The organism is Agromyces solani (genome assembly GCF_058349925.1).
Genome location: NZ_JBYRER010000003.1, coordinates 53,076 through 79,555, shown reverse-complemented (window position 1 = coordinate 79,555; position 26,480 = coordinate 53,076). Strand labels below are relative to the sequence as shown.

At 74.0% G+C, this 26,480-nt stretch carries 26 protein-coding genes; 10 read left to right on the top strand and 16 right to left on the bottom strand.

The features are described from left to right. Positions 1-204: 204 nt before the first annotated feature. Together AC3RJ7_RS12875 and AC3RJ7_RS12870 are read right to left on the bottom strand one after the other, a co-directional pair. The gene (locus AC3RJ7_RS12875) at positions 205-1,839 is read right to left on the bottom strand and encodes an amidohydrolase (protein ID WP_491456252.1); all 1,635 of its coding nucleotides are present in this window, start codon (positions 1,837-1,839) and stop codon (positions 205-207) included. Next, on the bottom strand, positions 1,836-3,131 hold the full coding sequence (locus tag AC3RJ7_RS12870; protein WP_491456251.1) for an MFS transporter: 1,296 nt from the start codon (positions 3,129-3,131) through the stop codon (positions 1,836-1,838). The genes AC3RJ7_RS12875 and AC3RJ7_RS12870 overlap by 4 nt, the downstream gene beginning before the upstream one ends. Positions 3,132-3,313: 182 nt before the next feature. Between AC3RJ7_RS12870 and AC3RJ7_RS12865 the strand changes: the two genes are divergently transcribed. Genes AC3RJ7_RS12865 through AC3RJ7_RS12845 form a run of 5 tightly spaced genes read left to right on the top strand, consistent with a single transcriptional unit; the run spans position 3,314 to position 6,487 of the window. Next, the gene (locus AC3RJ7_RS12865) at positions 3,314-3,931 is read left to right on the top strand and encodes a TetR/AcrR family transcriptional regulator (protein WP_491456250.1); all 618 of its coding nucleotides are present in this window, start codon (positions 3,314-3,316) and stop codon (positions 3,929-3,931) included. Between the two features lie 44 nt (positions 3,932-3,975). Continuing rightward, positions 3,976-4,422 carry an FAS1-like dehydratase domain-containing protein gene (locus AC3RJ7_RS12860; RefSeq protein ID WP_491456249.1) on the top strand — a complete coding sequence of 149 codons (447 nt, stop codon included), beginning with the start codon at positions 3,976-3,978 and terminating at the stop codon, positions 4,420-4,422. Further along, positions 4,422-4,847: a MaoC family dehydratase gene (locus AC3RJ7_RS12855; RefSeq protein WP_491456248.1), complete on the top strand. Its 426-nt coding sequence runs from the start codon at positions 4,422-4,424 to the stop codon at positions 4,845-4,847. Before AC3RJ7_RS12860 ends, AC3RJ7_RS12855 begins: the two co-directional genes overlap by 1 nt. Position 4,848: 1 nt before the next feature. Next, the gene (locus AC3RJ7_RS12850) at positions 4,849-6,087 is read left to right on the top strand and encodes a UDP-N-acetylmuramate dehydrogenase (RefSeq protein WP_491456247.1); all 1,239 of its coding nucleotides are present in this window, start codon (positions 4,849-4,851) and stop codon (positions 6,085-6,087) included. Between the two features lie 31 nt (positions 6,088-6,118). Beyond that, positions 6,119-6,487, top strand: a complete 369-nt coding sequence (locus tag AC3RJ7_RS12845; protein ID WP_491456246.1) for a hypothetical protein — start codon at positions 6,119-6,121, stop codon at positions 6,485-6,487. Between the two features lie 30 nt (positions 6,488-6,517). Here the strand turns inward: AC3RJ7_RS12845 and AC3RJ7_RS12840 are convergent, their stop codons facing one another. Together AC3RJ7_RS12840 and AC3RJ7_RS12835 are read right to left on the bottom strand one after the other, a co-directional pair. Continuing rightward, positions 6,518-6,931, bottom strand: a complete 414-nt coding sequence (locus tag AC3RJ7_RS12840; protein ID WP_491456245.1) for a hypothetical protein — start codon at positions 6,929-6,931, stop codon at positions 6,518-6,520. Further along, positions 6,928-8,664 (bottom strand): PspC domain-containing protein, encoded by a 1,737-nt coding sequence (locus AC3RJ7_RS12835; RefSeq protein ID WP_491456244.1) that lies wholly within the window; start codon positions 8,662-8,664, stop codon positions 6,928-6,930. Before AC3RJ7_RS12835 ends, AC3RJ7_RS12840 begins: the two co-directional genes overlap by 4 nt. A 131-nt stretch (positions 8,665-8,795) precedes the next feature. Here AC3RJ7_RS12835 and AC3RJ7_RS12830 point away from each other — a divergent pair, with 131 nt between their 5' ends. The 3 genes from AC3RJ7_RS12830 (at position 8,796) to AC3RJ7_RS12820 (ending at position 10,665) form a co-directional block, all read left to right on the top strand. Beyond that, positions 8,796-9,086: a PspC domain-containing protein gene (locus tag AC3RJ7_RS12830; protein ID WP_491456243.1), complete on the top strand. Its 291-nt coding sequence runs from the start codon at positions 8,796-8,798 to the stop codon at positions 9,084-9,086. A 111-nt stretch (positions 9,087-9,197) separates the two neighbouring features. After that, positions 9,198-9,992 carry a sensor histidine kinase gene (locus tag AC3RJ7_RS12825; protein ID WP_491456242.1) on the top strand — a complete coding sequence of 265 codons (795 nt, stop codon included), beginning with the start codon at positions 9,198-9,200 and terminating at the stop codon, positions 9,990-9,992. Further along, positions 9,985-10,665 (top strand): LuxR C-terminal-related transcriptional regulator, encoded by a 681-nt coding sequence (locus AC3RJ7_RS12820; RefSeq protein WP_491456241.1) that lies wholly within the window; start codon positions 9,985-9,987, stop codon positions 10,663-10,665. Before AC3RJ7_RS12825 ends, AC3RJ7_RS12820 begins: the two co-directional genes overlap by 8 nt. On the opposite strand, the gene AC3RJ7_RS12815 is transcribed toward AC3RJ7_RS12820, so the two are convergent. From AC3RJ7_RS12815 to lysE, 9 genes are all read right to left on the bottom strand, one after another. Beyond that, complete coding sequence (locus AC3RJ7_RS12815) at positions 10,631-12,241, bottom strand: bifunctional phosphatase PAP2/diacylglycerol kinase family protein (RefSeq protein WP_491456240.1); 1,611 nt, start codon at positions 12,239-12,241, stop codon at positions 10,631-10,633. The two genes, AC3RJ7_RS12820 and AC3RJ7_RS12815, sit on opposite strands and share 35 nt — an antisense overlap. Before the next feature lie 75 nt (positions 12,242-12,316). Continuing rightward, positions 12,317-12,961: a response regulator gene (locus tag AC3RJ7_RS12810; protein WP_491456239.1), complete on the bottom strand. Its 645-nt coding sequence runs from the start codon at positions 12,959-12,961 to the stop codon at positions 12,317-12,319. Beyond that, positions 12,958-14,121, bottom strand: a complete 1,164-nt coding sequence (locus AC3RJ7_RS12805; RefSeq protein ID WP_491456238.1) for a sensor histidine kinase — start codon at positions 14,119-14,121, stop codon at positions 12,958-12,960. Before AC3RJ7_RS12805 ends, AC3RJ7_RS12810 begins: the two co-directional genes overlap by 4 nt. Before the next feature lie 78 nt (positions 14,122-14,199). Continuing rightward, complete coding sequence (locus tag AC3RJ7_RS12800; protein ID WP_491456237.1) at positions 14,200-15,027, bottom strand: ABC transporter permease; 828 nt, start codon at positions 15,025-15,027, stop codon at positions 14,200-14,202. Next, the gene (locus AC3RJ7_RS12795; protein WP_491456236.1) at positions 15,024-15,983 is read right to left on the bottom strand and encodes an ABC transporter ATP-binding protein; all 960 of its coding nucleotides are present in this window, start codon (positions 15,981-15,983) and stop codon (positions 15,024-15,026) included. The genes AC3RJ7_RS12800 and AC3RJ7_RS12795 overlap by 4 nt, the downstream gene beginning before the upstream one ends. A gap of 102 nt (positions 15,984-16,085) precedes the next feature. Next, on the bottom strand, positions 16,086-17,315 hold the full coding sequence (locus AC3RJ7_RS12790) for an RNA polymerase sigma factor (RefSeq protein WP_491456955.1): 1,230 nt from the start codon (positions 17,313-17,315) through the stop codon (positions 16,086-16,088). A gap of 131 nt (positions 17,316-17,446) precedes the next feature. Beyond that, positions 17,447-18,283 (bottom strand): YciI family protein, encoded by an 837-nt coding sequence (locus tag AC3RJ7_RS12785; RefSeq protein WP_491456235.1) that lies wholly within the window; start codon positions 18,281-18,283, stop codon positions 17,447-17,449. A gap of 98 nt (positions 18,284-18,381) precedes the next feature. Further along, a complete protein-coding gene (locus tag AC3RJ7_RS12780; protein WP_491456234.1) occupies positions 18,382-19,392 on the bottom strand; it encodes an isopenicillin N synthase family dioxygenase in 1,011 nt (336 codons plus the stop codon). A 301-nt stretch (positions 19,393-19,693) separates the two neighbouring features. After that, positions 19,694-20,413: an L-lysine exporter gene (lysE, locus tag AC3RJ7_RS12775; protein ID WP_491456233.1), complete on the bottom strand. Its 720-nt coding sequence runs from the start codon at positions 20,411-20,413 to the stop codon at positions 19,694-19,696. A 72-nt stretch (positions 20,414-20,485) separates the two neighbouring features. Here lysE and AC3RJ7_RS12770 point away from each other — a divergent pair, with 72 nt between their 5' ends. Both AC3RJ7_RS12770 and AC3RJ7_RS12765 read left to right on the top strand, forming a co-directional pair. Next, positions 20,486-21,436 carry a LysR family transcriptional regulator ArgP gene (locus AC3RJ7_RS12770; protein WP_491456232.1) on the top strand — a complete coding sequence of 317 codons (951 nt, stop codon included), beginning with the start codon at positions 20,486-20,488 and terminating at the stop codon, positions 21,434-21,436. 94 nt (positions 21,437-21,530) lie between these two features. Then, complete coding sequence (locus tag AC3RJ7_RS12765) at positions 21,531-21,989, top strand: hypothetical protein (RefSeq protein WP_491456231.1); 459 nt, start codon at positions 21,531-21,533, stop codon at positions 21,987-21,989. Here AC3RJ7_RS12765 and AC3RJ7_RS12760 read toward each other — a convergent pair. The 3 genes from AC3RJ7_RS12760 to AC3RJ7_RS12750 form a co-directional block, all read right to left on the bottom strand. Further along, positions 21,965-22,723 carry a hypothetical protein gene (locus AC3RJ7_RS12760; protein ID WP_491456230.1) on the bottom strand — a complete coding sequence of 253 codons (759 nt, stop codon included), beginning with the start codon at positions 22,721-22,723 and terminating at the stop codon, positions 21,965-21,967. The two genes, AC3RJ7_RS12765 and AC3RJ7_RS12760, sit on opposite strands and share 25 nt — an antisense overlap. Before the next feature lie 5 nt (positions 22,724-22,728). Beyond that, on the bottom strand, positions 22,729-23,955 hold the full coding sequence (locus tag AC3RJ7_RS12755) for a pyridoxal phosphate-dependent aminotransferase (RefSeq protein ID WP_491456229.1): 1,227 nt from the start codon (positions 23,953-23,955) through the stop codon (positions 22,729-22,731). A 179-nt stretch (positions 23,956-24,134) separates the two neighbouring features. Continuing rightward, positions 24,135-26,390 (bottom strand): esterase-like activity of phytase family protein, encoded by a 2,256-nt coding sequence (locus AC3RJ7_RS12750; protein WP_491456228.1) that lies wholly within the window; start codon positions 26,388-26,390, stop codon positions 24,135-24,137. Positions 26,391-26,480: the final 90 nt, after the last annotated feature.

The following is a 26,480-nucleotide window of genomic DNA, read 5'->3' as shown; positions in this document are numbered from 1 at the left end:
TCTCCGAACGCAACGACGAGGCCGCACCCTGCGACACCAGGGTGCGGCCTCGTTCTGTTCGGTGCTCGCGCGGATACCGCCTGAAGCCGGGAGGAGAAAGTTCGATCGGGAGGAGGCTTCTGCCGAAACGGTCCTCCGGATCGTGCGATCTCCTCCCTAACCTCGGTGACGGTGGGGGAGGGTGCGCGCGGGTGCGCGCGGACCCTACGCCTCGTAGGCGGTACGACCGCCGACGACGGTGCGGATGACTCGGGCGTCGAGCAGCGCGCCCTCGCCGTTCTCGAACGGGTCGACGTCGAGCACGGCGAAGTCGGCGGCGAGCCCCTCGGCGAGGCGGCCGCGCACGTCCTCCTCGCGGATCGACGCCGCGGCGTCGCGCGTCGCGTGGCCGAGCGCCTCGGCGAGCGGCAGCGCGAACTCGGGCGCGTAGGCCGGCAGCGACGGGTCGAGCGCCGACTTGCGGGTCGTCGCGATGTAGAGGTTCGGCAGCGCGAGGTGCGGCGCGGTCGGGGCGTCGGTCGAGAACGCGAGCAGGGCGCCCGCCTCGCGGTACTCGGGCCACGCGAAGCCGCGCTCGACGCGGTCGTCTCCGAGCTGTGCGATCCAGTTGTCGATGATCGACGGGTCGCAGTGCACGGGCTGCATCGAGGCCGTCACGCCGAGTCGCGCCATCCGCTCGGCGGTGCCGGGCGCGGCGTACTCGAGGTGCTCGACGCGGTGGCGGCGCGGGCGGTCGCCGGGGCGCTCGCCGTTGACCTCGATCGCGTGCTCGATCGCGTCGAGGGCCGACGAGCTCGCGGCATCCCCGATCGCGTGCAGCGCGACCTGCAGGCCGGCGGCGTCGGCCGCCGCGACGACGGGGGCCATCTGCTCGTACGGCCAGATCGGGTCGGCGTTCGAGCCGTCGGCGTAGGGCGCGTGCATCGCCGCCGTGCAGGCGTCGATGACGCCGTCGGTGATGAGCTTGATGCCGGCGATGCGCAGCCACGGCGTGCCGCCCTGCGCGAGCTCGACGGCGCGGGCGACCTGCGCGAGGTTCTTCGCGTCGTCGCCCGTGTTGTCGATGAGCCAGTACCCGACGAGGTGGAACGGGAGGCCGCCGCGGCGCGCCACGACCCGCTCGAACGACGCGAGCTCGCGCTCGCCGAACGCCATGTCGGCCGCGCCCGTGACCCCGGTCGCGAGGTACGCGTCGAGCGCGCGCTCGACGGCGGCGTCGCGGTCGGCGTCGGTCGCGACCTCGGCGAGGTGCGTCCACACGTAGTACTGCGAGGCGGTCTCGTAGAGCATGCCGTCGGGTTCGCCGTCGGCGTCGCGCCCGATGCGCCCGCCGAGCGGGTCGGGGGTGTCGCGGGTGATGCCGAGCAGCGCGAGCGCGGCGCTGTTGACCCAGGTGGAGTGCAGGTCGTTCGCGTCGAGGAACACGGGCACGTCGGCGACGACCTCGTCGATCATCTGCCGCGTGGGCGAGCCGCCGGGCACCGAGTCGAAGAGCCACGAGACGCCGAGCACGCGCGGGGCGTCGGGGGCGGCATCGCGGGCCGCCCGCAGGCGCGCCTGGATCTCGCCGAGGTCGCGCGCGTCGCGCAGCTGCACCCGGCCGAGCGCGTCCCCGAGCATGTGCAGGTGGGTGTGCACGTCGAGGAACCCGGGCACGACCAGCCGTCCGCCGAGGTCGAGCACGTCGGCGTCGGGCCCGGCCGCGGCGGCGGCCGATGCGGCGTCGCCGACGTGGGCGATGGTCTCGCCGTCGACGACGAGGGCCTCGGCCCACTCGGCGCCGTCGCCGGGCCGGTTCGCGGTGAAGATGCGGGCGTTGGTGACGAGGGTGCGGCTCACGCGGTGACCTCCTGGGTCGGGGTGGATGCCTCGGGGTGCGCGCCCGCCGACGGGTCGGCCTCTGCGCGCTGGAGGCGGGTGGACAGTCGGGCGACGGCCACCGCCGGCACGGCGAGCACGAAGCTCGCGATGCCGAGCGCGACGGCGAAGCCCTGGTAGCCGAGCATGCCGACGAGCGCCGCACCGATCACGGGGGTGAGGCTCGAGCCGACGAGGTACACGGCGAGCAGCGGCCCCGACCAGCGGCCGTCGGCGTCGAGCGCGGCCGAGGTCGAGACGAAGTACATGAAGGCGATGGCGTAGACCGTGTTCCAGGCGATGAACACGACGATGAACGACGTCTCGTCGGTCGTGAAGCCCTCCACGATCTTCAGGATGCCACCGAGTGCGAGCAGGATGCCGAGCGGCAGCGCGCGCCCGAATCGGTCGCCGACGATCATGAGCAGCACCGAGCCGATGAGGCCGCCGGCGGTCGCGCCGCTCAGCGCGAGGCCGAGGCCCTCGGGGGTGAGGCCGGCCTGGGCGTCGCCCATCGCGCCCGCCATCGCCCAGAGCGAGTCCTCGCTCACGGCCCAGAGCGCGAAGGTGACGAGGAGGGTGAAGCCGGCGATCGTGACGAGCCGCGTCGTGGCCGGGCTGCGCTCGGGCAGCGCGCGCACGACGCCGGTCGGCGGCACCTCGACGGGCACGGCCTCGGCGACGGCGGCGCCCGCCTGCGGCGCGTGCACGGGGGCCGCGGGCAGCCAGCCGCTCACGGCGATGCCGATGAGGCTGAAGAGCGCGAGCGCACCGAACACGTCGATCGGGGCGAGCCCGATGACCGGGATGACGAGGAGCACGATCGTGATGACGCCGCGGTTCGCGAGGCCGTTGAAGCCCGCGACGCGGTCGGGGTTGCGGAAGGCCGCGAGGGCCGCGCCCGCCGCGGCGACCGCGCCGCCGGCGCCGGCGCCGCCGAGGAGCAGCCCGCCGACGACGACGCCGGGCGCGGGCACGAACGCGGCGGCGCCGAAGCCGACGACGCCGACGGCGAGCCCGACGCGGGCGACGAGCAGCCGGCGGGGGCCGGCGCAGAGCGGCGCCGCCGCGAGGCCGACGACGGCGGTCGCGAGCAGGGCGCCGGTCACGATCCAGCTCGCGGTGAGCAGGTCGGCGTCGAGCCCGATCTGCAGGGCCGTGATCATGTACGGCGAGAGGTTGACGCCGAGGTAGCCGGCGATGGCGATCGCGAAGGTCGCGGTCGCGGTGGGCAGGCGCAGCGGGACGCGTGCGCTGAGGTCGGAGTGCGACATCGGGGCTCCGGTGGGGGATCGGGGCACATCGGCGTGCCGTGGGTGACGCGGCGGGGGAGGCCGCGTTAAATGAATGGTGTTCGTTTATTATCCACGGGGTCGCCCGATCCGCAACCCTCGAGCCGGGGACATCCGCGTAGGCTGACGGTTCGGACCGACCACCGAGCCGAGGAGGAGCGCGCATGGCGAGGCCCAGGGTGCCGCTGCTGTCGACCGATCGCATCGCCGACGCCGCGATCGACCTCGTCGACTCGGGCGCCCCGTTCGGGGTCAACGCGCTCGCCCGCAGCCTCGGCGTCACCCCGTCGTCGCTCTACAACCACGTCGACGGGCGCGACGGCATCATCGAGCTCATGCGCGGCCGGCTCGTCGAGCGCCACCTCGCCGACTTGCCGGCCGGCCCGTGGGACGCCGCGATCGCCGAGGCCATGCGCGCGCAGCGCCGCATGTACGCCGAGCACCCGCTGCTCGTGCCGCTCATCGTCGGCAAGACGATCACGCACCCGCGGGTCATCACGAGCTACGACCAGATCGCGACGGCGCTCGTCGACGCGGGGTTCCCCGACGACGAGGTGCTCATGGTCGTCGCGATCCTCGACTCGTTCGCGATCGGGTTCGGCCTCGACCTCGCGGCACCCGACGACATCTGGCAGCCCGGCGAGACGGCGACCCGATCGCTCGGCCGGCTCCTCGCCGACGCCGAGCACGGCGCCGCGCGCAGCGACCGGGCCTTCGAGGTCGGCCTCGACCTCCTGCTCGACGCCCTCCGGCTGCGCCTGGCCCGGCTGCAGGGCGACTGACTGCGGTCGGCGATCCCGCACATGCCGCCGAATAGACTGTCGGGGTGTCTGTGAACCCCGAGCTGCAGGGGCGGGTCTTCCCGCCCACCGAGCCGTACCTCGTCGGCCGCGAGAAGGTGCGCGAGTTCGCCCGCGCCGTGTTCGCGACGAACCCGATCAACCTCGACCCCGAGGCCGCGCGCGCCGCGGGCCACGCCGACGTGGTCGCCCCACCCACCTTCGCGGTCGTCGTGCAGGAGCACACGCTCGCCCAGCTGCTCGCCGACCCCGACGCGGGCATCGACTTCTCGCGCGTCGTGCACGGCGACCAGCGCTTCACGTCCTCGCGCGCGATCGTCGCCGGCGACCTGCTCACGGCGACCCTCACCGTCTCGAGCGTGAAGACGCTCGGCGCCCACTCGATGGTCACGGCCGAGTCGGTCATCACCGACGAGGGCGGCGCGCACGTCGTCACCGCGATCTCGACGCTCGTCATCCGAGGAGAAGACTGATGCCGACCCCCGACCTCGCCTCCCTCGCCGTCGGCGACGTCGTCGCCGAGCGCACCTTCGAGCTCACGCGCGACTCGCTCGTGCGGTACGCGGGCGCCTCCGGCGACTTCAACCCGATCCACTACCGCGACGACGTCGCCGCGTCGGTCGGCCTGCCGGGCGTGCTCGCCCACGGCATGCTCACGATGGGCTTCGCCGTGCAGCCGGTCGTCGACTGGGCCGGCGACCCCGCCCGCATCGCCGACTACCAGGTGCGTTTCACCCGTCCGGTCGTCGTCGACCCCGAGCAGGGGGCCGTCGTGTCGGTCGTCGCCAAGGTCGGGCAGCTCGACGCCGAGGCATCCGTCGCCCGCGTCGACCTGACCGTGTCGTTCGACGACGCGACTGTGCTCGGCAAGGCGCAGGTGCGCGTCTCGCTCGGCTGACATGGGCGACGTCACGACGTTCTCGGAGCTCACGACCCTGCGGGTCGGCGGGCCGATCGGGCGGCTCGTCACCGCGACGACCCAGCGCGACCTCGTCGATCTCGCGCGCGAGGCCTGGCAGGCGGACGGCTCGTGGCTCGCGCTCGGCGGCGGGTCGAACCTGCTCGTCGGCGACGAGGGCTTCGACGGCACCGTGATCCGCATCGCGACGCGCGGGATCGAGGTGCTGCCCTCGGGCGCCGGCGGCCTCGAGACGCCTCGCTCATCGACCACCGGAACGCCCGCCGACGGGTCCGTGCGCCTGCGGGTGCAGGCCGGTGAGACGTGGGACGACCTCGTCGCATGGACGGTCGAGCAGGGCTACTCGGGCATCGAGGCGCTCTCGGGCATCCCGGGCTCGGTCGGGGCCGCTCCCGTGCAGAACATCGGCGCCTACGGGCAGGAGCTCGAGGCCGTGCTCGTCGCGATCGAGTTCCTCGACGAGGGTGCCGACGCTCCGCGGCGCATGGCCGCCGACGAGCTCGAGCTCGGGTACCGCACCTCGGTGCTCAAGCAGGGCCTCGCGGGCATCGTCGTCTCGGTCGAGCTCGAGCTGCACGACACGTCGGCCGAGCACGCGGTGCTGGGCGCGGCGCTCGGGCAGCCCATCGCCTACGCCCAGCTCGCCGGTGCGCTCGGCGTGCAGCTCGGCGACCGCGTGCCGATCGCCCGGGTGCGCGAGACGGTGCTCGCGCTGCGCGCCTCGAAGGGCATGGTGCTCGACCCCGACGACGCCGACTCGGTGAGCGCCGGCTCGTTCTTCACCAACCCCATCGTCACCGAGCGCGTCGCGCGGACCATGCCGGCCGACGCCCCGCGCTGGTACGTCGAGCCCGACGAGCCCGACGAGGTCACGCCGCTCTCGACGCTCGCCTCGGGCACGCCGCTCGACGCGTTCCTCGAGCTGCAGGCCTCGCTCGAGGCATCCGAGGTCGAGAACCCGGTGGATGCCTCGGCGCCCGGTCCGCTCGTGAAGCTCTCGGCCGCGTGGCTCATCGAGCAGTCGGGCATCCGGCGCGGCTTCGCGCTGCCCGGTTCGCGCGCGGCGATCTCGTCGAAGCACACGCTCGCGCTCACGAATCGCGGCGGGGCGACCGCGGCCGAGCTCGCACAGCTCGCGCGCTACGTGCAGCAGCGGGTGCAGGCCGAGTTCGGCATCGTGCTGCGGCCCGAGCCGGTGCTCGTCGGCATCGAGCTGTAGCGCGCGCCCGGGTCGCAGTAGGGTCGGACGGGTGGACCGCACCGACTTCATCGCGCATCGTCGCCCCGACGGCGAGCTCGTCGGCTGGCTGCGCCCGGAGGGCGAGGGCTTCGTGGCGATCGACCTGCTCGGGCGAGAGCTCGGCGAGGCGGTCGACTGGCTCGCGGGCGAGGAGGCGCTCGAGGCGCACGGCCTCGACTACCTCGCCGACGCGTACGTGCTGCGCCTCGAGGACGGCACCGACCTGCGGGTGCGCCTCACCGAGGTGAGCACCGACCGCATCGTCGTGAAGAAGGACGACTTCGGCGCGATCGACGTGCCGCTCATGCGGTTCGAACTCGCGTGGCCGATGCCGCCCGAGCTCACGCCGCTCGGCGATCGCGAACTGCCGGTCTGGTGACCGGTCGGGGCGGTTGGATGCCTCGGCGCATCACCCTCGGGCGGCCCGGCGCCGGCGCTCGCCGCGCCGGATGAGCCCGACCACGCCGAAGAGCACGACGACGATGCCGACCGCGAGCAGCGTGTAGAGCGGCACCAGCGCGAGCGGGATCGACTGGAGCCACGCGAGTGCGTCGTCGCGATGCTGCAGGTCCGTGAGCGCCCACAGCGTGATGCCCGCGATCGTGCCGAAGATGAGCGCCCAGACGAGCGCACCCCATCGGATCGTCGGGCGCTCGGGTGCGCGATCCTCCGAGTCCTCGGGCCGCGGGGCCGGGGCCGTCTCGCTCACGGGATCGTCGTCGTCGGGGTCGAGCCCGAACTCGAGCACCTCGGTCTCGGTGGCGGTGCCCCGTGCGTCCGTCGTGTCGATCGCGGACCGGTCGCCCTGCGCGTTCGGGTTCATTCCCGTCCCTCCCAGATGTTGACCTCGACGTACCCGGAGGTCTGCCGCAGCACGAGGCGGGCATCGGCGTCCTCGCGCTCTCCCACGGTGATCCCGTCGGAGCTGAACGTGTAGACGCGAGCGCCCGGATCGTCGAGCTGCTCGGTGGTTCCGTTGCCGTCGGCGTCGGTGATCCAGACGACGACCGGGCCCGCGTCGGTCGCGTCGAGCACGATCGACGTGTTCGGGTCGACCGTGAGATAGGTGTTCCCGACGACCTGCGTGAGGGTGACCGTCTGGGCTTCGTCGGGGTACCCGTCGAACGAGCCGTTCGACACCCAGGCATCGCCGACCGGTTGCACGAGCTGCTGCGGGTACCCGAGCGAGACGCTCGCGTTGGGCCCGAGGAGCGAGCCGAACGGGGCCATCGCCGACGCAGTGGCGGCGATCAGCATCGCGACCACGCTGACGGACGTGATCGCGGCGAGCGCCCCGCTGCGTCGCCGCCACAGGGCGGCCACGACCATGGCGCCCGACAGCACGAGGGTCGCCGTGGCGAAGGCGATCGGGACGGCGTACTGCGCGGCATCCGCGGCGCCGAGCGCCCAGATCGCGGCGGCGGTGCCGGCGACGAGTGCGAGGCCGAGCATCGTGAAGACGAAGGCCGCGCTCGCCCGCGGCCGTGCGGCGCGGCGGGCCGCTCGTGCGGCCGCGGCCTGCGCCTGGAACTCGAGCGCTCGAGCACGAGTCTCCTCCGCGGCCCGCTGCCGGGCGGCGCGTTCGGCCTCCGCCTGGCCGGCCTTCCACTGGGCGTGCGACTCGCGCCACGCCTCGTGCTGCGCCCGCCACTCGGCGATCGTCGCCGCATCGGCGCCCTCGGCGGGCACGGGCGGCTCGGCCGTCGGCGCGGCGGTCGGCGCACCCTGCGCCGGAGGCGCCGACGGGGCGAACGCCGCAGCGGCGGCGACTCCGGCCGCAGCGGCCCCGGCGGTTCCGGCGGCGTTCGCCGCGGCATCCGGTTCGGGTGATGGATACCCCGGGCCGGCGGCGGGCGCGGAAGCCACGCGCGACGCGCCGCCGACCGGGGCGTTCTGGGAGGCCCGGCGTACGAGCCAGATGACGAGGGCGACGATCGCGCCGACGAGCAGGAGCGTCCAGAGGATGCGGACGGGCATGCCCAGATCGATGCCGGCCAGGTAGAACGACGGCCAGTCGGGCCACCAGCGCCAGCCGAGCCATCCCCCCTGCACGAGCGGGATGAACCCGATGACGCCCATGACTGCGATGCCGACGATCGCCGGGTCGACGACACCGCGCAGGAGGCGCTCGAGGTGGATCTCGCCCTCCGTGTCGGGCAGCAGCAGCCAGGCGATCGCGTACACGAGCACGAACGGCGCCCCCAGCACGGCGATCACGACGACGATGCCGCGCACGACGATCGGGTCGACGCCGATGCGGGCGCCGACGCCCGCGCACACGCCGCCGAGCCAGCCGGCCCGGCGCGGCACGCCGAGCCGGCGGAGCCAGGCGTAGAAGCCCGGCCCCGCGGCCCGGTCGGCGGGGTCGCCGTGCGCATCTCTCGAAGGATCAGGAGCCGAACCGACCGCCCCGTCGGCGTGCGGGCCGGCGGCCGCGCTCCGACCCGTCGCGTCCGCCGCCCCCGCAGCGTTCGTCGGGCCCATCGCGTCCTCCGGCACTGGGCCGGACCCGGATGTCTCCGAGTCCGCCTCCGGGGCGGTCTGATTCGTCTCCATGCCTTCGATGCTGGCAGCCGGCCGTTGCAGCCCGCCATGGGGTGGATCCCTGATTCGACCCTGAGCGGCCCCCCGGGCCCGTGGCCGAGGCACCCCGGTCTGCTTTGATGGCAGGCATGGAGACGCCCCGCATGACCCGCCCGCGCGCCTGCGTGGCGACCGGGGTCGCGGCGGGGCTCGCGGCGCACCTGGGCTGGCCCGCGCCGCTCGTGCGCGCGGCGTTCGTCGTGACGAGTTTCGCGTGGGGCGCCGGGCTGCTGCTCTACCTCTGGCTCTGGGCGCTGACCCCCTGGGAGGAGGGCGACGCCCGGCCGACCCGGAAGGCGCCCGTCGCGTGGCTGTTCGTCGCCGCGTCGACGCTCGTCCTCGTCGCCGTCTGGACGCAGAGCGGCCAGTGGTACTTCACTGCGTCGGCGAGCTGATGGCAGTGGTACGCCGCCACGTACGTCGGCATCGGGCTCGCGGTCGCGGCGGCGGCCTGGGCCACCCTCATCGATCGACCCGACCCGGCCCGGGGCCCCCGTCACGAGTTCGTGATCCGCAGCGTCGCCACGGTCGTCCTCGCGGCCACCGCACTCGAACTGGTCTTCGTGGTGAACCCCGAGGCGAACGGACGCCTGAGCACGGTCGCGGTCTTCGTCGCCGCGCTCGCCGCTGTGCTCGGCATCCTCCTCGTCTACGTGCCGACGCTCATCGCCAGGTGGCGCGAGCTCACCGACGAGCGCACGAAGCGCATCCGCGAGGAGCAGCGCAGCGAGATCGCCGCGCACCTGCACGACTCGGTGCTGCAGACGCTCGCGCTCATCCAGAACCGCGCGGGCGCGACGAGCGAGGTCGCCCGCATCGCCCGCGCCCAGGAGCGCGAGCTGCGCGACTGGCTGTTCGCGGGAGATGCGCCGACCGACAGCGACCTCGGCACCGACCTGCGCGGCTTCGCCGCCGACCTCGAGATCGAGTTCCCCGTGACCGTCGACGTCGTGGTCGTCGGCGAGCAGCGTGAGCGGGCGAGCGGCGAGCTCGCGGCGGCCGCGCGCGAGGCGATGCTCAACGCGGCGCGTCACGCGGGCGGTGAGATCTCGGTGTACGTCGAGTCGTCGCCCGAGGCGGTCGAGGTGTTCGTGCGCGACCGAGGGCCGGGGTTCGAACTCGCCGACGTGCCGGGCGACCGGCTGGGCGTGCGGCAGTCGATCATCGGCCGCATGCGCCGGGCCGGCGGCTCGGCGACGGTCGTGCCCGGCGCCGGCGGCGTCGGCACCGAGGTACGGCTTCGGTTCCCCGGCGACCGACTGCCGGCCGAGCGGAACGGATCGGAGGCGGCGCATGGCTGAGGTTGCGGCTGAACGGGTGCGGGTCGTCGTCGTCGACGACCACTCGATCTTCCGGTCGGGGCTGAAGGCCGATCTCGACGACAGCATCGACGTCGTGGGGGAGGCCCACGACGTCGAGAGCGCCGTCTCGGTCGTCACGGATGCCGCGCCCGAGGTCGTGCTCCTCGACGTGCACCTGCCCGGGGCCGCCGTTCCGGCGGGCTCCACCGGTGGGGCCGAGGTGATCCGGCGCTCGGCGCCGGCGGTGCCGGGCACGAGATTCCTGGCGTTGAGCGTCTCCGACAAGGCGGAGGACGTCGTCGGGGTGATCCGCGCCGGTGCGCGGGGCTACATCACGAAGGGCTCCTCGGGAGCCGACGTGAGCCGCGCCGTGCACGCGGTCGCGAGCGGCGACGCCGTCTTCTCGCCGAAGCTGGCGGGGTTCGTGCTCGACGCGTTCGGTGCGGCGGTCGGCGAGACCGCGCAGGCGAGCGATGAGCTCGACCGGTTGTCGGCGCGCGAGCAGGAGGTCATGCGCCTCATCGCCCGCGGGTACGCCTACAAGGAGGTCGCGGCCGAGCTGTTCATCTCGACGAAGACCGTCGAGACGCACGTGTCGGCGGTGCTGCGCAAGCTCCAGCTCTCGAGCCGGCACGAGCTCACCGCCTGGGCGAACGCGCGCCGACTTCTCTGAGCGGGCGGGGCCGGTACACCTCGAGCGCCTCCGGGACGATGCGCACCGTCGTCCGGTAGCCGGGCACGGCGGTGCGGTCGGACGCGTCGGCCGCCGCCTCGATCGCGACCTCCCCGTCGTGCGCGAAGCCCGGCGGCTGCCCGTGGCGGGGCCGGACGAGCACGTCGACCGACTCGGTCGTGTACGACTCGAACCGCTTCGGCAGCAGCCGCACCCGCCGCAGCACCGCACTCGTCCGCCGGCCGAACGCGAGCGTACCCGCGGCGCGGAACCGCGAGCCGGCGTGCAGCACGCGCACGTCGAGCACGCCGCCGTCGAGCCGGCTCCGCCGCATCGGCGCCGGAATGCCCGGGTCGTTCGGGCCGATGCCGACGTAGAGGCTCCACACCCGGGCGCGACGTCCGCCGACGACCACGCTGACGGGGTCGGACCGTCGCAGCACCCGGGCCGCGGCGACGACCGCGGCGAGCCACTTGCCGAAGCGGTGCTCACGCTGCTCGCGCTCGGCGACGAAGTCGGGGTAGAGCCCGACCGAGGCGGTGTTGAGCACCGTGACGGGCGGGCCGCCCGCGAAGCTGAGCTCGCCGACGTCGGCGAGCACGCCCTCGCCGCGCTGGAGGGCGTCGACGGCGAGGTCGACCGTGGTCGCGCCCGCCGTGCGTGCGAAGTGGTTGAAGGTGCCGCCCGGCACGACGAGGAGCGGGACGCCCGCGGCCCGCGCCTCATGGGCGACCGCCGCGACCGACCCGTCGCCGCCGCAGACGCCGAGGATCCGCGGCGGGTCGGCGCGGCCGAGTGCGGTGCGAGCGGCGGCACCCGGATCGTCGCCGGCTTCGCCGTCGAGCACGTGCAGTTCGGCGCGCGGGAGCCGGCGCTCGAGCACCCGCAGGGGGTCGCTGCGGAGCACGCTCGTCCCCGACGATCGGTTGACCACGATGAAGACCCCGTCGCCCTCGGGCGAGGCGGGGAGACGGCGGTCGACGCCGCTCGCGACCGCGGAGTCGGGCCGACGCGGTCGCGCGACGACGGTCGTGAGCCCGCCGACGGCGGCACCGAGGGCGAGCCCGCCGACGACGTCCGAGAGCCAGTGCGCCCCGGTGTGGAGGCGCGAGTAGCCGACGCCGGCGGCCATCGGAACCAGCACGGCGCCGATCCGGGGCGATTCGATCGCGACGCCCGTGGCGAACGCCGCCGCGCTCGCCGAGTGCCCCGACGGGAACGAGGGGGTGATGGGCGGCTTCGGCAGTCGGCGGGCGATCGGCACGTCGGCGAGCAGCGGCCGGTCGCCGCCGAACACGCGCTTCGCGATCACGTTCGTGAGGGCGCTCGCGACGAGCAACGACCCGAGCCCGCGCGCTGCGGCCCGTCGCCGTCCGGTGACCGAGAGCACGCCGGCGATCGTCCACCACAGCACGCCGCGGTCGGCGAAGCCGGAGACGCGCGACCAGAAGCGGTCGGCGACCGGGTGCGTCCTGCGGCCGTTCACGCGGCGCGCCGCCGAGGCATCCGCTCGCCGGACCCAGGCGGGCAGAATCCTCGTACGCTGTACGGCGACTCGCACGTCGCGGAACACCACGCCGTCATCGTAGGCGCGGGCAACCCCGTCGTCGACGGGTTGCGATGCGGCGCAGGACCGGATGCGACGCGCGGGCTACAGCAGCCCGAGCTCCATCGCGCGCGTGACCGCGCGGGTGCGGTCGTTCACGACGAGCTTCTCGAACACGTGCAGGAGATGGGTCTTCACCGTCGCCTCGCCGATGAAGAGGTCGGCCGCGATCTCGGGGTTCGAGCGGCCAGCGGCCACCAGTCGCAGCACCTCGAGCTCGCGCGGCGAGAGCGAGGGCGCGGGCGGCGCGGCCGATGCCGCCGCCTCCGACCGCACCCGCGACACGAGCTTCGCCGCAATCGAGGGTGCCAGCACGGTCTCGCCGCCCGCGACCGCGGTGATGCCCGCGACGATCTCCTCCTGCGGGGCCGCCTTGAGCAGGTAGCCGCCGGCGCCCGCCTCGATCGCGGCGAGGATGTGCTCGTCGGTCTCGTACGTCGTCAGCACGAGCACGCGCGTCCCCGGCACGGTCGCGATGATCTCGGCCGTCGCGGTCGCGCCGTCGACGACCGGCATGCGCAGGTCCATGAGCACGAGGTCGGGATGCCTCGTCCGGGCGAGCTCGATGGCCTCGGCGCCGTTCGCCGCCTCGCCGACGACTTCGATGCCGGCCGCCGTGTCGAGCAGGCCGACGATGCCGGCGCGCACGATGGGGTGGTCGTCGGCGACGACGACGCGGATCGGGGTCATGCGGGCTCCTTCCGGGGCACGGTGACTCGCAGCACCGCACCGCCGCCGGGCGCGGGGCCGAACTGGAGCGTGCCGCCGACGAGCGCCGCCCGGTCGCCCAGGCCCGCGAGTCCGAAACCGCCGGGCGACGCGCCCGGCACGGGGCCGCGGCCGTCGTCGCGCACGGTCAGCGCGACGGCGTCGTCGTCCTGGGACACCGCGATCGTCACCCGGCTCGCGCCGGCGTGCTTCCGCACGTTCGCGAGTCCCTCCTGGGCGCTGCGCAGCAGTACGACCTCGAGCTCGCGGTCGAGGCCCGAGGCATCCGCCTCGATGTCGACCCGCACGCCGGTCTCGCGTTCGAAGGCGGCGCCGAGCCGGCCGAGCGCGGCGGTGAGGCCGCCGTCGGCCGAGACCGGTGCGAGCGTCGCGACGAGTCCGCGCGCCTCGGTGAGCGCCTCGCGCGCCATCTGCTCGATGAGCGCGACGTCGGCCCGCGCCGCGGCGGTGTCCGTCGAGGCATCGCGCGGCCCGTCGAGCCGGTTGCCCGCTCGCTGCGCGACCATGACGAGGCCGGTGAGGCTCTGCGCGATCGTGTCGTGGATCTCGCGGGCGAGCCGTGCCCGCTCCTCGTTCATGCCGGCGTCGCGGTGCAGCGCGGCGAGCTGCCCCTGCGCGGCCTGGAGCTCCTCGAGCAGCCGGGCGCGCTCCTCGCCGACGGACGCGATGTGCGTGATCCACAGGCCGAGGGCGAGGCTGAACGTGAGCGACAGCCCCGCGACGGCGACGCCGGCGACGAGGCCGCCCCAGCCGAAGTGCGCGACGTAGCCGACGAGGAGCGCGACCGCGAGCGCCACGTTCGCGACGACCGCGCGGCGGGTCGACGGCGCGGTGATCCAGATGAACGGGTAGGCGAACGCCTGCAGGATCGAGGCGCCCGGGTCGAACGCGACGCCCACGCCGACGACGACCGACAGCACGATCGTGATCGTGACGTGCGGGCCCGGATCCTCGCAGCCGACCCGGCCGCGGAGGTAGGCGAAGTAGACGACGAGGAAGACGCCCGAGACCGCCCACGCCCCGTAGTCGGGCGGACCGTACGGCGGGTCGGAGACGCCGAACAGCACGGTGACGACCGCGACCGCGATCGCCGCGGCATCCCACCACCGCCGGTTCAGCATGTCGCCATGGTCTCACGCGCGGGTGGGGCGGGCACGCCCCCCGGCGCCGCGCCCGCCCCGGCTTCCGCCGGTCGGCGATCACGCATCGCGGCGGATCCAGCGGAAGGTGAGCCGGCTCACCACGAGCCCCACGACGAGCCAGATGCCGAGCGCGATCGCCACCTGGCCGAGGTCCCAGGCGCCGTGCTGCTCGAGCGCGGCGAACTCCTCGGGGAGGAAGGCGGCGCGCATGCCCTGCGCCATCCACTTGAGCGGGAACAGGCTCGCGACGTTCTGCATCCACTCGGGCAGTTGGTTGAACGACAGGTAGACGCCCGAGATGAACTGCAGCACGAGCACGATCGGGATGACGACGGCCGCCGCCGACCGGCCGCTCCGCGGCACGGACGACAGGGCGATGCCGAGGAGCGCCGACGCCGTGAGCCCGAGCACGAAGACCCACGCGAACGTGAACCACTGCGCGGGGTCGGTCGGCAGCGCGATGCCGAACACCGTCGCCGCGGCGACGAGCATGAGCCCGGCCTGCAGCGCGCCCGTGACGAACACCTGGCCGATCTTGCCGAGGAAGTACGACACGGGCGACAGCGGGGTGCCGCCGAGGCGCTTGAGCGTGCCGTCGCCCTTCTCGGTCGCGATGTCGACGGCGAGGTTCTGCACGCCCGAGAGCAGCAGGCCCGCGGCGAGCATGCCCGGCAGGTAGAACGCGCCGACGCTGACCTGCGAGCCGACGGGCCCGACGTCGCCCGACGCGCTGAACGCCGCCGTGAAGATGCCGAGCATGATGAGCGGGAAGAGGAAGGTGAAGAACACCGTGTCGAGCGAGCGGAAGTAGCCCTTCGTCTCGTAGCCGATGCGCGAGCCGCCGACGCGGGTGGTGCCGATCGGCCGCGTGATGACGGTGCTCATGCCAGGGCCTCCTCGGGCGCGGGGTCGTTCTCGGGATCGTTCGCCGTGCCGGCAGCGCCGTCGGCGTCGGCCGCGTCGGCGTCGCCGACGAGGTCGAGGTAGATGTCCTCCAGGCTCGGGCGGATGACCTCGAGCTCCCGGGGCTCGCCGCCGAGCTCCGCGACGAGGGATGCCACGAGGCGGGCCGGTGCGTCGGTCCGCGTCTCCCGCACGAGGTCGTGGTCGTCGCGCCACCGCACGATCGGCACGCGGGCCGCCGCGCCGCCGAGCGAGTCGATGGGCGCGACGTCGACGAGCCGGCCGCCGATGATGACGCCGGCCCGATCGCCGAGCTGCGCCGCCTCGTCGAGGTAGTGCGTCGTCAGCACGATCGTCGTGCCCTCGGCCTTGAGACCCCGCACGAGACCCCAGAACTCCCTCCGCGCCGCCGGATCGAAGCCCGTCGTGGGCTCGTCGAGGAAGAGCAGCTCGGGCCGGCCGACGATGCCGAGTGCGACGTCGACCCGTCGGCGCTGGCCGCCCGAGAGCTTCTGCAGGCGGGTGCCGGCCTGGGCCTCGAGCCCGACCGCCGCGATCACCTCGTCGACGTCGCGCGGGTTCGGGTAGTAGCCCGCGAACTGCCGCAGCTGCTCGCGCACGGTGTACTGGCCGGTCTCGCCGGTCGACTGCAGCACGATGCCGAGCCGGGCCTTCCAGTCGAGGCCGCCGCGAGCCGGGTCGACACCGAGCACCGACACCTCGCCCGCGGTGCGCGAGCGGTACCCCTCGAGGATCTCGACGGTCGTCGACTTCCCGGCGCCGTTCGGACCGAGCAGGGCGAAGGTCTCGCCACGGGCGATGTCGAGGTCGATGCCGTCGACGGCGGCCCGCGCGCCGTACTGCTTGCGGAGCCCCCGCACCCGCACCGCGACGTCCGGGTCGCGCGGGCCCGGGGCATCCGTTCGTGTGGTTTCCATGCTCTCGAGGTTGCCGTCGTCGGTGCGTCCGCGGCAGCCTCCGGCCGTTCGATTCCGGCATCCACCGATCGGTGGATGCCGCGTCGCGAGCGTCGGCCGGGCTCAGCCGAGTTCGGCGAGCCGGCGCTCGAGGAAGCGAACCTCGGGCGTCGTGGGCGCGATCGCGATCGCCTCGCGATAGCGGTCGGATGCCTCGACGATCCGCCCCTCGCGGCGCAGGAACTCGGCCTGCGCCGCGGGCAGCAGGTGGTAGCCCGCCAGGCGTCCGTCGGCCTCGATCTCCGCGATGGCGGTGAGCCCGGCCGCGGGTCCGTCGGCCTCGCCGACCGCGATCGCCCGGTTGAGCCGCACGAAGGGCGAGTCGGTGAGCGCCGCGAGCGCATCGTAACGGGAGACGATCGCGGCCCAGTCGGTCGCCTCGGCGGTCGCCGCGCGGCCGTGCACCGCCTGGATCTCGGCCTGGAGGCGATACGGGCCGGCGGTCGCGCGGGGTCGGGCCGCGGTCCGAGCCGCAGTGTCGGCCCGGCGGAGCAGGGCGAGCCCCTCGGCGATCTCGTCCGCGTCCCACCGGGTCCGGTCCTGCTCGGCGAGCGGCACGAGGTCGCCCGCGGCGTCGGCGCGGGCGGCCGAGCGGGCGTGCTGCAGCAGGAGCAGGGCGAGGAGCGCCCGCGCCTCGTCGGAGTCGGGCATGAGCGACACGACGAGCCGCGACAGCCGGATCGCCTCGCCGGCGAGGTCGAGTCGTTGCAGCCGGTCGCCGGATGATGCGAGGTAGCCCTCGTTCGCGATGAGGTACAGCACGGCGAGCACCCCGTCGAGCCGCTCGGGCAGCGCCTCCGCAGCGGGCACCCGGTACGGGATGGCCGCGTTCCGGATCTTGCGCTTCGCTCGCACCAGCCGCTGGGCCATCGTCGACTCGGGAACGAGGAACGCCCGCGCGATCTCGGCCGTCTCGAGCCCGCCGACCGTGCGGAGGGTGAGCGCCACGCGCGCCTCCATCGGCAGTGCCGGGTGGGCGCAGGTGAACACGAGCCGCAGCCGGTCATCCCACGCGGGCTCGTCGCGCTCGGCGAGCTCGGCCGGGTCGGGCGGGCCGGCCGCGCGGCCGGCGTCGCGCTCGGCATCGGCCCATTCGCGCAGCTTCTCGGCCTCGACACCGCGTCGGCGCAGCCGGTCGAGCGCGAGGTTGCGTGCGGCGGTCGTGAGCCAGGCACCCGGATTGCGGGGCACTCCGTCGCGCGGCCAGGTCTCGGCCGCGCGCTCGAACGCCCCGGCCGCCGACTCCTCGGCGACGTCCCAGTCGCCCGTGGTGCGGATGAGCGTCGCGACGATGCGCGCCCACTCTCCGGCGGATTCGCGCAGGGCCGCGTCGACCGGGTCGGGCGTCGGACGGTCCGCGCGGGGCGCCGCGTCGGCGGGCCGTCCGATCGACTCGCCCGCCGACGGCGACGCCCCCCGCGGGCTCAGCGCGAGACCCCCGCGACTCCCGCCCGCACCGCTGCCGCCGCCTCAGCGGCGGGCGGCTCCGACCGACGGGCGTACTCGTCGGCCTCGCGCGCGGCGCGCGCGACGTGGTCGTCGTGGACGTCGAACGGCCACAACGGCCGCAGCTCGATCGCGCCGCCCCGCGCCATCGGGTGCGCGGCGGCGACCTCGATCGCCTCGGCGAGTCCCGCCACTTCGATGACGTCGAACCCGGCGATCCACTCCTTCGCCTCGGTGAACGGACCGTCGGCGACGAGCACCTCGCCGTCGCGCCGACGCACGAAGGTCGCGTCATCCGGGCCGCGCAGCACCTCGCCGAAGAGCCGTGTGCCGCGCCCGTCCATCTCGCGCACCCACGCGTCGGGGTCGGCCGACGCGTCGTGCTCGCCGCCCGGCTCGACCGCCACGAGCATGAGGTAGCGGCGCCCCGCGGGCGCCTGCTCGCCGAAGCCGGCCGGCACGATGCGCGCTCCCGGCTCGGCGTCGGGCCACCGCACGAACGGGCGCACCTCGACGCGGCCGAACGACGCCACGGGATGCCGCGACGCGATCTCGATCGCCGCGTCGAGGTCGTCGACATCGATGATGTCGAACCCGCCGATCGACTCCTTCGCCTCGGTGAACGGTCCGTCGGTCACGAGCAGCTCGCCCCGCCGGACGCGCACCACCGTCGCATCGGGGTCGGGGCGCAGCCGCTCGCCGTACTCGGAGACGCCGCGCGCCTCGAGGTCGTCGACCCAGTCGCCGATGTCGTCGGCGGCGGGGTCGGGGGCGATCGCGTCGTCGCCCGCGGCGTAGAACAGCGCGTATTCCATGGCGGAATCCTCTCTCTCGGTCACGCTACGCAGGTACGACGAACGGCGACAACCGTTTTCGACACCTCGCGCGAATTCGTGGGCGATCGGCGCTCGGCTCACGGTCGGGCGTCGACGAGCAGCCTCGGGTACTGCGCCTCGACGACGTTCGGGTGGGCGCGCAGCCGGCTCTTCAGCCAGTTCTCGCCGAACACGGCGTGCAGCGGGTTCGCGGGATCCCGCGTGATGCCGGGCGCCTCGGCGGCGAGCTCGGGCGCGAGCTCGATCGTCGGGATCACGGCGTCGAGCGCGGGCCCGTGGAAGTACGGGATCGAGATGCGCTCGGTGCCGGGCGCGGGGGAGACCACCCGGTGCTTGGTCGCCTTGAGGTAGCCGTCGGTCGCGATCTCGAGCAGCTCGCCGATGTTCACGATGAACGCGCCGGAGGGCGCGACGACGTCGATCCACTCGCCGTCCTTCTCGACCTGCAGGCCGGCCTTGCCGTCCTCGACCGAGAGCAGGGTGAGCACGCCGAGGTCCTTGTGGGCGCCGACCCCCTGCGCGGGCTGCTCGGCCGAGACGCCGGGGTAGCGCACGACCTTGAGGTACGGCGACGGCCGCTCGAAGGCGGCGTCGAAGGTGTCGGGCGCGGCGCCGAGCGCCTCGGCCCAGCTGCGCAGGAGGCGCGTGCCGACCTCGTCGAGCCGGGCGATCCACTCCTCGGCGACCGCGCGGAACTCGGGCAGCGCCTCGGGCCACAGGTTCGGCCCCTCGAGGATCCAGTAGTCGGGGGTGTCGGCCGTCATGGTCACGGCCGGGCGCTCGGCGCCGAGGTCGATCTGCTCGCGGATGTCGACGCGACCGAGCGTGCGCTCACCGCCCATGCGGGTGTACCCGCGGAAGTGCGGGCTCGTGACGTTCTCGATCGCGAGCTTGTGCGACTCGGGGAGGGCGAAGAACGCCCGCGCCGCCGCATACGCGCGGTCGATGAGCTCGGTCGGCACGCCGTGGCCGATGAGCGAGAAGAAGCCGACCTCGTGCGTCGCGCGGCGGAGGTCGTCGCGGAACTGCGCCTGCTGCTCGGTCGTGCCGTTGAGCAGCGAGAGGTCGAGAACGGGGATGCCGGACATGGGATGGTCCTTTCGAGTGCCGGGTGGTGCGCCGACGATGCAGCGGCCCCGGCATCCGTTGACGTCGGCTGCGTGGCATCCGGCGTTCGAGGCCGATGCGGGATCGGTTCGAGGCGGATGCCGCGGAGCTGACGCGGACGCGTCGGATGCGGCGTGAGCACGGGGCTGCGGTCGGCGGCGCGGGGAAACGCGCCCTGGGGTCGTCGGGGAGACGACCGCCTAGCGGCGACAGCAGCGACAGGTGAAGGTGCTCACGATGTCCGAAACGGTAGCACGGTCGCGGGCCGCCCGCGATTCCCCGTCAGTGGGGCAGCACGAGCGAGGCCGCGATCGCGAGCATGACGACCGCGATGACGCCGTCGAGCACGCGCCAGGCGCGCGGCGTCGACAGCACACGGCCCAGCAGCCGGGCGCCGTAGGCGAGGGCGAAGAACCAGATGACGGATGCCGCGGCGGCGCCCAGCGCGAACCACCAGCGGCCCTCGGGTCCGTGGCTGTTGGCCACCGACCCGAGCAGGAACACCGTGTCGAGGTAGACGTGCGGGTTGAGCCAGGTGAGGGCGAGGCAGGTGAGCACGGCGCTCGCGAGCGTCGTGCGCGCGGCGATCGCCGGTCGTGCGTCGACCGCGACGGACCCGCCGCGGCCGTCGGTGGGCGGGGTCCCCGTCCCGTCCGCCGACGGCCCCGGTACGTCCGCCCCGGGAGCGGGGCTCCCATCGGCGACCAGTGCCTCGCCCGTCGGGCGCAGTGCGCGGCGAGCGGCCAGCAGCCCGTAGCCGACGAGGAACGCGGCGCCGGCCCACCGGATGACATCGATGAGCCACGGCACCGCGCCGAGCACGGCGCCGATGCCGGAGACGCCCACGACGATGAGCACGGCGTCGCTCGCGGCGCAGATCGCCGCGACCGCGAACACGTGCTCGCGGCGGATGCCCTGGCGCAGCACGAACACGTTCTGCGCGCCGATGGCGACGATGAGCGAGAGGCCGAGGCCGAGGCCGGCGAGCACGGGGGAGATCACGACTTCGACGCTACGTCTGCGGTGAGATGCAATCCAGCTCAAGATCCTTCAGAACCATTAGCATTTCTTCAGATGAAGATTCCGCTCGACCTCGCCCGCACCCTCGCCGCCGTCATCGACGAGGGCACCTTCGACGCCGCCGCCCGCCGGCTGCGACTCACCCCCTCGGCGGTGTCGCAGCGCGTGAAGACGCTCGAGCAGCAGCTCGGCCGGGTGCTCGTCGTGCGCTCGAAGCCCGCCCGCGCGACCGACGCCGGCGCCGCCGTCGTGCGGCTCGCCCGCCAGCTCGCGCTCCTCGAGCACGACGCGCTCGCCGAGTTCGGGCTCGACGCCGACGACGCCGACTCCGACGCGCCGGCCGGCGGGGCTGGGGCCGGGTACCGACCCGTGCCGATCCCGCTCGCGGTCAACGCCGACTCGCTCGCGACGTGGTTCCTCCCGGCCCTCGCACGGGTCGCGGAGGAGCATCCCGTCGTGTTCGACCTGCACCGCGACGACCAGGACTTCACCGCCGGCCTGCTCGAGTCGGGCACCGTCATGGGTGCCGTCACCTCGCAGGCGACCCCGGTGGCGGGATGCCTCGTGCGGCCGCTCGGCGTCATGCGCTACGAGGCCGTGGCGACCTCCGGGTTCGTCGCTCGATGGGGCGGCGACTCCGGCCACGAGGCATCCGCGCCGCCGGTGCTGCCCGCCTGGATCGCCCGCGCGCCGCTCGTCGACTTCGACCGGCGCGACCACCTGCAGCACGACGCACTGCGCGCGGCGGGTCTCGACCCCGAGCCGGCCCCGCGCCACTACGTGCCCGCGTCGAACGACTTCGCGAGCGCCGTGAAGCTCGGGCTCGGCTGGGGCATGCTGCCCGAGTTCCAGTCGGCCGCCGAGCTCGAGCGGGGCGAGCTCGTGCGCCTCGGCGGGGCGCCCGTCGACGTGCCGCTGTACTGGCAGCAGTGGAACCTCAGCTCGCCCCTGCTCGACGCCGTCGCCGACGCGCTCGCGAGCGAAGCCCGCCGAGCGCTCGCCTGAGGCGTCCGCAGCGACGCGATCGCAGTGCTGGCACGCATGCCATCCGCCGTCGACCGCGCTAGCGTCGCCAACGACCCGGGTGGGGGAGGAACCCATGAAGTTCTGGGTGGTCGCGGCCGTGGTCACGGCGGCGACCCTCGTGGCGATCGCAGCGGCCTACGGCGTCGGCGTGGTCGCCGGCATGCAGGCGGGAATCCCCGGGGCGGCTCCGATCGGGCAGGAGCCGCCCCGCGGGCCGTCCGGTTCGGCGGGCGGCGCGGGCGGTGAGGGCGGCGCGGGCCTCGTGCACGGCCTCTACCTGCACGACGGCGCGACCGTGATCGGCTCGTTCGACGTCGCCGGCACCGCCGAGGCGCACTGCGAGCGCGGCGACGTCGCGCTCGGCGGGGGCCGACTCGGATCGGGCAGCGGCCTGCGGGCCGTCGGCGACGGCCCGGTCATGGGCACCGCAGGCGCGCTCCAGCCGATCGGATGGCGGGTCGAGTGCGAGCGCACCGATCTCGACCGCAGCCCCCGTTCGTTCGCGGCCTACGTCGTGTGCCGACCCGGTTGAGGTCGCCGCACCAGGACGCGCAGCGGGCCGATCGGTCGGAACCCCGCAGCGAGCGCGTCGTCGAGTGCGTCGCCCGCCTCGTAGCCGACGACCGGCGACGCCGGCCACCGCGTCGCAGCCTCGCGAACGAGTGCGCGGTACAGCTCATGGCCGCCGCCGAACGCGTTCGAGAGGCCGACGACCTCACCGGTGCGGTTGAGCACGCCGCCCGCGGTGATCGCGCCGGGCTCCGGCGCCGACTGCGATCCGGCCGCGGCGTCGACCCCGGCCGCCGCCAGCACGACCACGCCGGGAGCCGCGAGGAGCGGCTCTGCGAACGAATCGTGGAGGCCGTGGGCGCGCCCCCACGCCTCGAGACCCGCCGCCGTCGTCACCTCGACGAGCGCGGTCGGTCCGGGCTCGGCGCCGGTCGACGGCGAGTGCTGCGCGTCGGTGGCGATCCACGTCGCGTCGAACAGCACCGACCAGCCCGCGTCACCGGGCTCGAGGTCGGCGAATGAGTCCTTCAGACTCGCGGCGCGGGGTCCGAGCTCGGCGAACACGGCGACCGCGTCGAGCCCGGGTTCGACGGTCACCGCCTCGGGGTAGCCCGTCGGCGTGGGCGCCGCGGCCACCCACAGCGCGCCGTCGAGCGCGAAGCGCGACGCGATGCCGTGACTCTCGGCCACGGCGCGGCACCACTCCGCGTTGTTGCGCGCGGCGAGGCGTGCGAGTTCGGCCTCGCCCCGAGGCATCCGCCTCAGCCGAACAGGCGCTGCAGGCGCTGCACGCCCTCGAGCAGCGGCTCGTCGCCGAGCGCGTAGCTGAATCGCAGGAACCCGCTCGGTCCGAACGCCTCACCCGGAACCGCGGCGACCTCGGCCTGGTCGAGGATGAGGTCGGCGAGCTCGAGCGACGAGGTCGGCGTGACGCCGCCCCACTCGCGGCCGAGCAGGCCCGTCACGTCGGGGTAGACGTAGAACGCGCCCTCGGGCACGGGCACCGTCATGCCGTCGATCTTCGAGAGCTCGGCGACGATGAGCCGGCGACGGCGGTCGAAGGCGCGGCGCATCTCCTCGACCGGCTCCTGCGGGCCCGTGAGCGCGGCGATCGCGGCCCGCTGCGAGATGTTCGACACGTTCGACGAGAGGTGCGACTGCAGGTTGGCGGCGCCCTTGATGACGTCGGCGGGGCCGACCATCCAGCCGAGGCGCCAGCCCGTCATCGCGTAGGTCTTGGCGACGCCGTTGACGAGGATCGTCTGGTTCGCGAGCCCGGGCACCGCCTCGACGATCGACACGGCGCGCGGGGCGGGGCTGCCGACCTCGGAGTCGAGCGAGCCGTACGTGAGGTTCTGGTAGATCTCGTCGGCGATGACCCAGATGCCGTGCTCGAGCGCCCACTCGCCGATGGCCTTCACCTGCTCGGGTGCGTAGACGGCGCCCGTCGGGTTCGAGGGCGACACGAACAGCAGCACCTTGGTGCGCTCGGTGCGCGCGGCCTCGAGCTGCTCGACCGTGACGAGGTAGCCCTGGTCGCTGCCCGCGAACACGTCGACCTGGCGGCCGCCCGCGAGCTTGATCGCCTCGGGGTACGTCGTCCAGTAGGGCGTGGGCACGAGCACCTCGTCGCCCTCGTCGAGCAGCACCTGGAAGGCCTGGTAGACGGCCTGCTTGCCGCCGTTGGTCACGACGACCTGCGACGCGGATGCCTCGAGGCCCGAGTCGCGCGCGGTCTTCGCCGCGATCGCCTCGCGGAGGTCGGGCAGGCCCGCGGCGGGCGTGTACCGGTAGTTCTTGGGGTCGCGCGTCGCCTCGAGGGCGGCCTCGACGATGTGCTCGGGCGTCGCGAAGTCGGGCTCGCCGGCGGCGTACGAGATGACCGGGCGGCCCTCGGCCTGGAGGGCCTTCGCCTTCGCATCGACCTTCAGGGTCGCGGACTCGGCGATGGCGGCGATACGGGCGGACAGGCGCGGCTTCTCGGTCACACGGGTGAGTCTAATCGCGTGGCCGGGCGGCCGTGAGGGGCGTTTCGGCCGGTCTCGTCCGGGCCTCCGGACGGTCCGGCCGGGCGCCCGCCTGCGCCGCGCGGTGCGTGCCCACCCGCAGCGGAAGCACGGGCGGATGCCTCGGCGTCGTGCCGAGGCATCCGCCCTCGTTCGAGACGTCAGCCGACGGTGGCGGCGACGTCGGGCTGGTCGCTGAAGATGCCGTCCATGCCGGCGCCGACGAAGACGCGGATCTCGCCGGCGAGGTCGCCCGGCGCGATCGGGTCGCCCGAGGAGCGGAACTCGGTCGGCAGGAACTGGTTCTCGAGGCGGAAGGTCCAGCCGTGCACCGAGAGGCCGACCGCGTGCGCGTCGGCGATGACCGGCTTCGGCACGCCGAGCGTGCCGGCCGCGGTGCGCGGGATCATGACCGACTTCTCGAGTCCGACGCCGTCGGCGTAGCCGGCGATCTCGGCGAGCCCGGCAGGGGTCACGAGGTCGGCGTACGTGCGCGGGTCGCCCGTGGCGGTGAAGTCGTAGGGGCGGCCCGACGAGCTCACGAGCTGGGCGAGGGCGACGTCGGTCAGGCCGTCGAGCTCCTGCAGGTTCGAGACCTCGAAGCTCTGCACGATCACGGGCGCGTCGGCGTCGTCGACGCCGTTCGCCTGCAGGGCCGCGACCAGCGGCTCCTCGAGCGAGAGGCCGATCGAGTCGAAGTACGTCGGGTGCTTCGTCTCGGGGTAGACGCCCACCTGGCGGCCGTCGCAGCTGATCGAGTGACGGGCGAGGTCGATGACCTCGTCGAGCGTCGGCACCTGGTAGAGGCCGTCGAACGCCGTGTTGGCCGGGCGGGTCTGCGGCAGCCGCTCCTTCGCGCGCAGCGTGCGCAGCTCGGCGAGGGTGAAGTCCTCCGTGAACCAGCCGGTGACCTTCGCGCCGTCGATCGTCTTCGTCGCCTTGCGATCCGCGAACTCGGGGCGGGCGGAGACGTTCGTGGTGCCGCTGATCTCGTTCTCGTGCCGGGCGACGAGCACGCCGTCCTTCGTCGAGACCACGTCGGGCTCGATGTAGTCGGCGCACTGCACGATCGCCTGCTCGTACGACGCGAGCGTGTGCTCGGGGCGGTGGCCGCTCGCGCCGCGGTGCCCGATGACGGTCACCTGCTCGGGCTCGATCTTCGTGCGGCCGAGGTCGATCACGGCGAACTCGGTGTCGTCGGGCGTGCCCGGCACGCGGGCGTCGTTGCCGGGGTAGTTGTTGTCGTTGCCGATGAGCAGGCGCCCGTCCTTCAGCTGCACGATCGTCTCGAACGACTGCACGGGCAGCGAGAACACCTCACCGGTGCCGTAGCCGTCGCCGGCGCCGATGCCGTCGGGGTTCGAGATGCGCAGGGCGTCGAGCACGAGCGTCTTCTCGAGGTAGCCCTCCGCGTCGGTGCGCTTCAGGTCGACCTGGTAGACGCGCTTCGTGACCGACTGCTCGCCCTCGAAGTCGTCGCGCTCGACGACGAGCAGCACGTCGTTCTTCACGGTGAAGGCGTCGCCGATGACGTTCGCCTCCTGGTCGGTCTGGTAGCTCCACGTGCGGCCGGTGTAGGCGCCGCGCTTCGTGTCGAACTCGTGGACCTCGCGACGGCGCGGGTCGGCGTCGTCGGCGTACGCGCCCTCGACGATCGGGTAGAGGTAGCGCCCGTTCACCGAGCCCGCGAGCGCCTCGAAGCCGCGGCTCGCGCGCACCCGGGGGGTCTCGCCGGCGGCGAGGTACGGGTTCTGCGGCGACTTCGCCCCGTCGAGCGAGAAGGGCTTCTCGAGCAGCGTGCCCTCGGCGTCGAAGTGCAGCAGGAACGGTCCGAACTCCTCGCCGACCCAGAAGCTGCCGTCCTTCGCGCGCACGACCGACTCGATGTCGAAGTCGGCGCCCGTGAGCAGCCGCTCGTCGGTGTCGCCGTTCACGATCGGGAAGTCGAGCACCCCGTTGCGGTCGTTGTACGAGATGAAGCGCTCGACTCCGAGCGAGCCGTCGCCGCCGTCGGCGGTCTGCCAGTCGGGGCGCACGAGGTAGCTGCGCAGCAGGAAGTCGGCCGAGTTGCCCTTCGCGCCGAACCCGTTGTCGGGCTGGGCCCAGAACGTGCCGTCGCCGTTCTCGATGACGGCCGAGAACCCGGGGATGACCTGGCCCTCCCACGGGCCGTGGCGGCCGTTGGCCGCGGAGGCGAGGGCGCCGGAGGCGGGGCCTTCGGCGAGGAAGTCGGCCGACAGCGTCGCCCGGGCGACGAGCGTCGGCTCGAAGGACTGCATCGGCGACGTCGGCGTGGTCTGCCCGTTGCCGACGGCCTGGGCGGCCGGGGCGACGAGCAGCAGGGCGGCCGCCGTGGCGGTCGCGGCGGTGGTGGCGATGGCACGCGGCAGGGCGCGTCTCGTGAGGTTTCGGCTCATGCCGCGAGCCAACCGGGCACGGTGTGCGGCGCCGTGTCGGTCAGGCGACGGTTCGGCGACGACCCGGTGAACGGATGCCTCGTGCCGGGC

Bases quoted from the DNA above. Each gene is read 5' to 3' on its own strand.
- AC3RJ7_RS12870 (WP_491456251.1), bottom strand. From the start codon at position 3,131: ATGTCGCACTCCGACCTCAGCGCACGCGTCCCGCTGCGCCTGCCCACC.
- AC3RJ7_RS12865 (WP_491456250.1), top strand. From the start codon at position 3,314: ATGGCGAGGCCCAGGGTGCCGCTGCTGTCGACCGATCGCATCGCCGAC.
- AC3RJ7_RS12855 (WP_491456248.1), top strand. From the start codon at position 4,422: ATGCCGACCCCCGACCTCGCCTCCCTCGCCGTCGGCGACGTCGTCGCC.
- AC3RJ7_RS12850 (WP_491456247.1), top strand. From the start codon at position 4,849: ATGGGCGACGTCACGACGTTCTCGGAGCTCACGACCCTGCGGGTCGGC.
- AC3RJ7_RS12840 (WP_491456245.1), bottom strand. From the start codon at position 6,931: ATGAACCCGAACGCGCAGGGCGACCGGTCCGCGATCGACACGACGGAC.
- AC3RJ7_RS12835 (WP_491456244.1), bottom strand. From the start codon at position 8,664: ATGGAGACGAATCAGACCGCCCCGGAGGCGGACTCGGAGACATCCGGG.
- AC3RJ7_RS12830 (WP_491456243.1), top strand. From the start codon at position 8,796: ATGACCCGCCCGCGCGCCTGCGTGGCGACCGGGGTCGCGGCGGGGCTC.
- AC3RJ7_RS12820 (WP_491456241.1), top strand. From the start codon at position 9,985: ATGGCTGAGGTTGCGGCTGAACGGGTGCGGGTCGTCGTCGTCGACGAC.
- AC3RJ7_RS12810 (WP_491456239.1), bottom strand. From the start codon at position 12,961: ATGACCCCGATCCGCGTCGTCGTCGCCGACGACCACCCCATCGTGCGC.
- AC3RJ7_RS12805 (WP_491456238.1), bottom strand. From the start codon at position 14,121: ATGCTGAACCGGCGGTGGTGGGATGCCGCGGCGATCGCGGTCGCGGTC.
- AC3RJ7_RS12800 (WP_491456237.1), bottom strand. From the start codon at position 15,027: ATGAGCACCGTCATCACGCGGCCGATCGGCACCACCCGCGTCGGCGGC.
- AC3RJ7_RS12795 (WP_491456236.1), bottom strand. From the start codon at position 15,983: ATGGAAACCACACGAACGGATGCCCCGGGCCCGCGCGACCCGGACGTC.
- AC3RJ7_RS12785 (WP_491456235.1), bottom strand. From the start codon at position 18,283: ATGGAATACGCGCTGTTCTACGCCGCGGGCGACGACGCGATCGCCCCC.
- AC3RJ7_RS12780 (WP_491456234.1), bottom strand. From the start codon at position 19,392: ATGTCCGGCATCCCCGTTCTCGACCTCTCGCTGCTCAACGGCACGACC.
- AC3RJ7_RS12770 (WP_491456232.1), top strand. From the start codon at position 20,486: ATGAAGATTCCGCTCGACCTCGCCCGCACCCTCGCCGCCGTCATCGAC.
- AC3RJ7_RS12765 (WP_491456231.1), top strand. From the start codon at position 21,531: ATGAAGTTCTGGGTGGTCGCGGCCGTGGTCACGGCGGCGACCCTCGTG.
- AC3RJ7_RS12760 (WP_491456230.1), bottom strand. From the start codon at position 22,723: ATGCCTCGGGGCGAGGCCGAACTCGCACGCCTCGCCGCGCGCAACAAC.
- AC3RJ7_RS12750 (WP_491456228.1), bottom strand. From the start codon at position 26,390: ATGAGCCGAAACCTCACGAGACGCGCCCTGCCGCGTGCCATCGCCACC.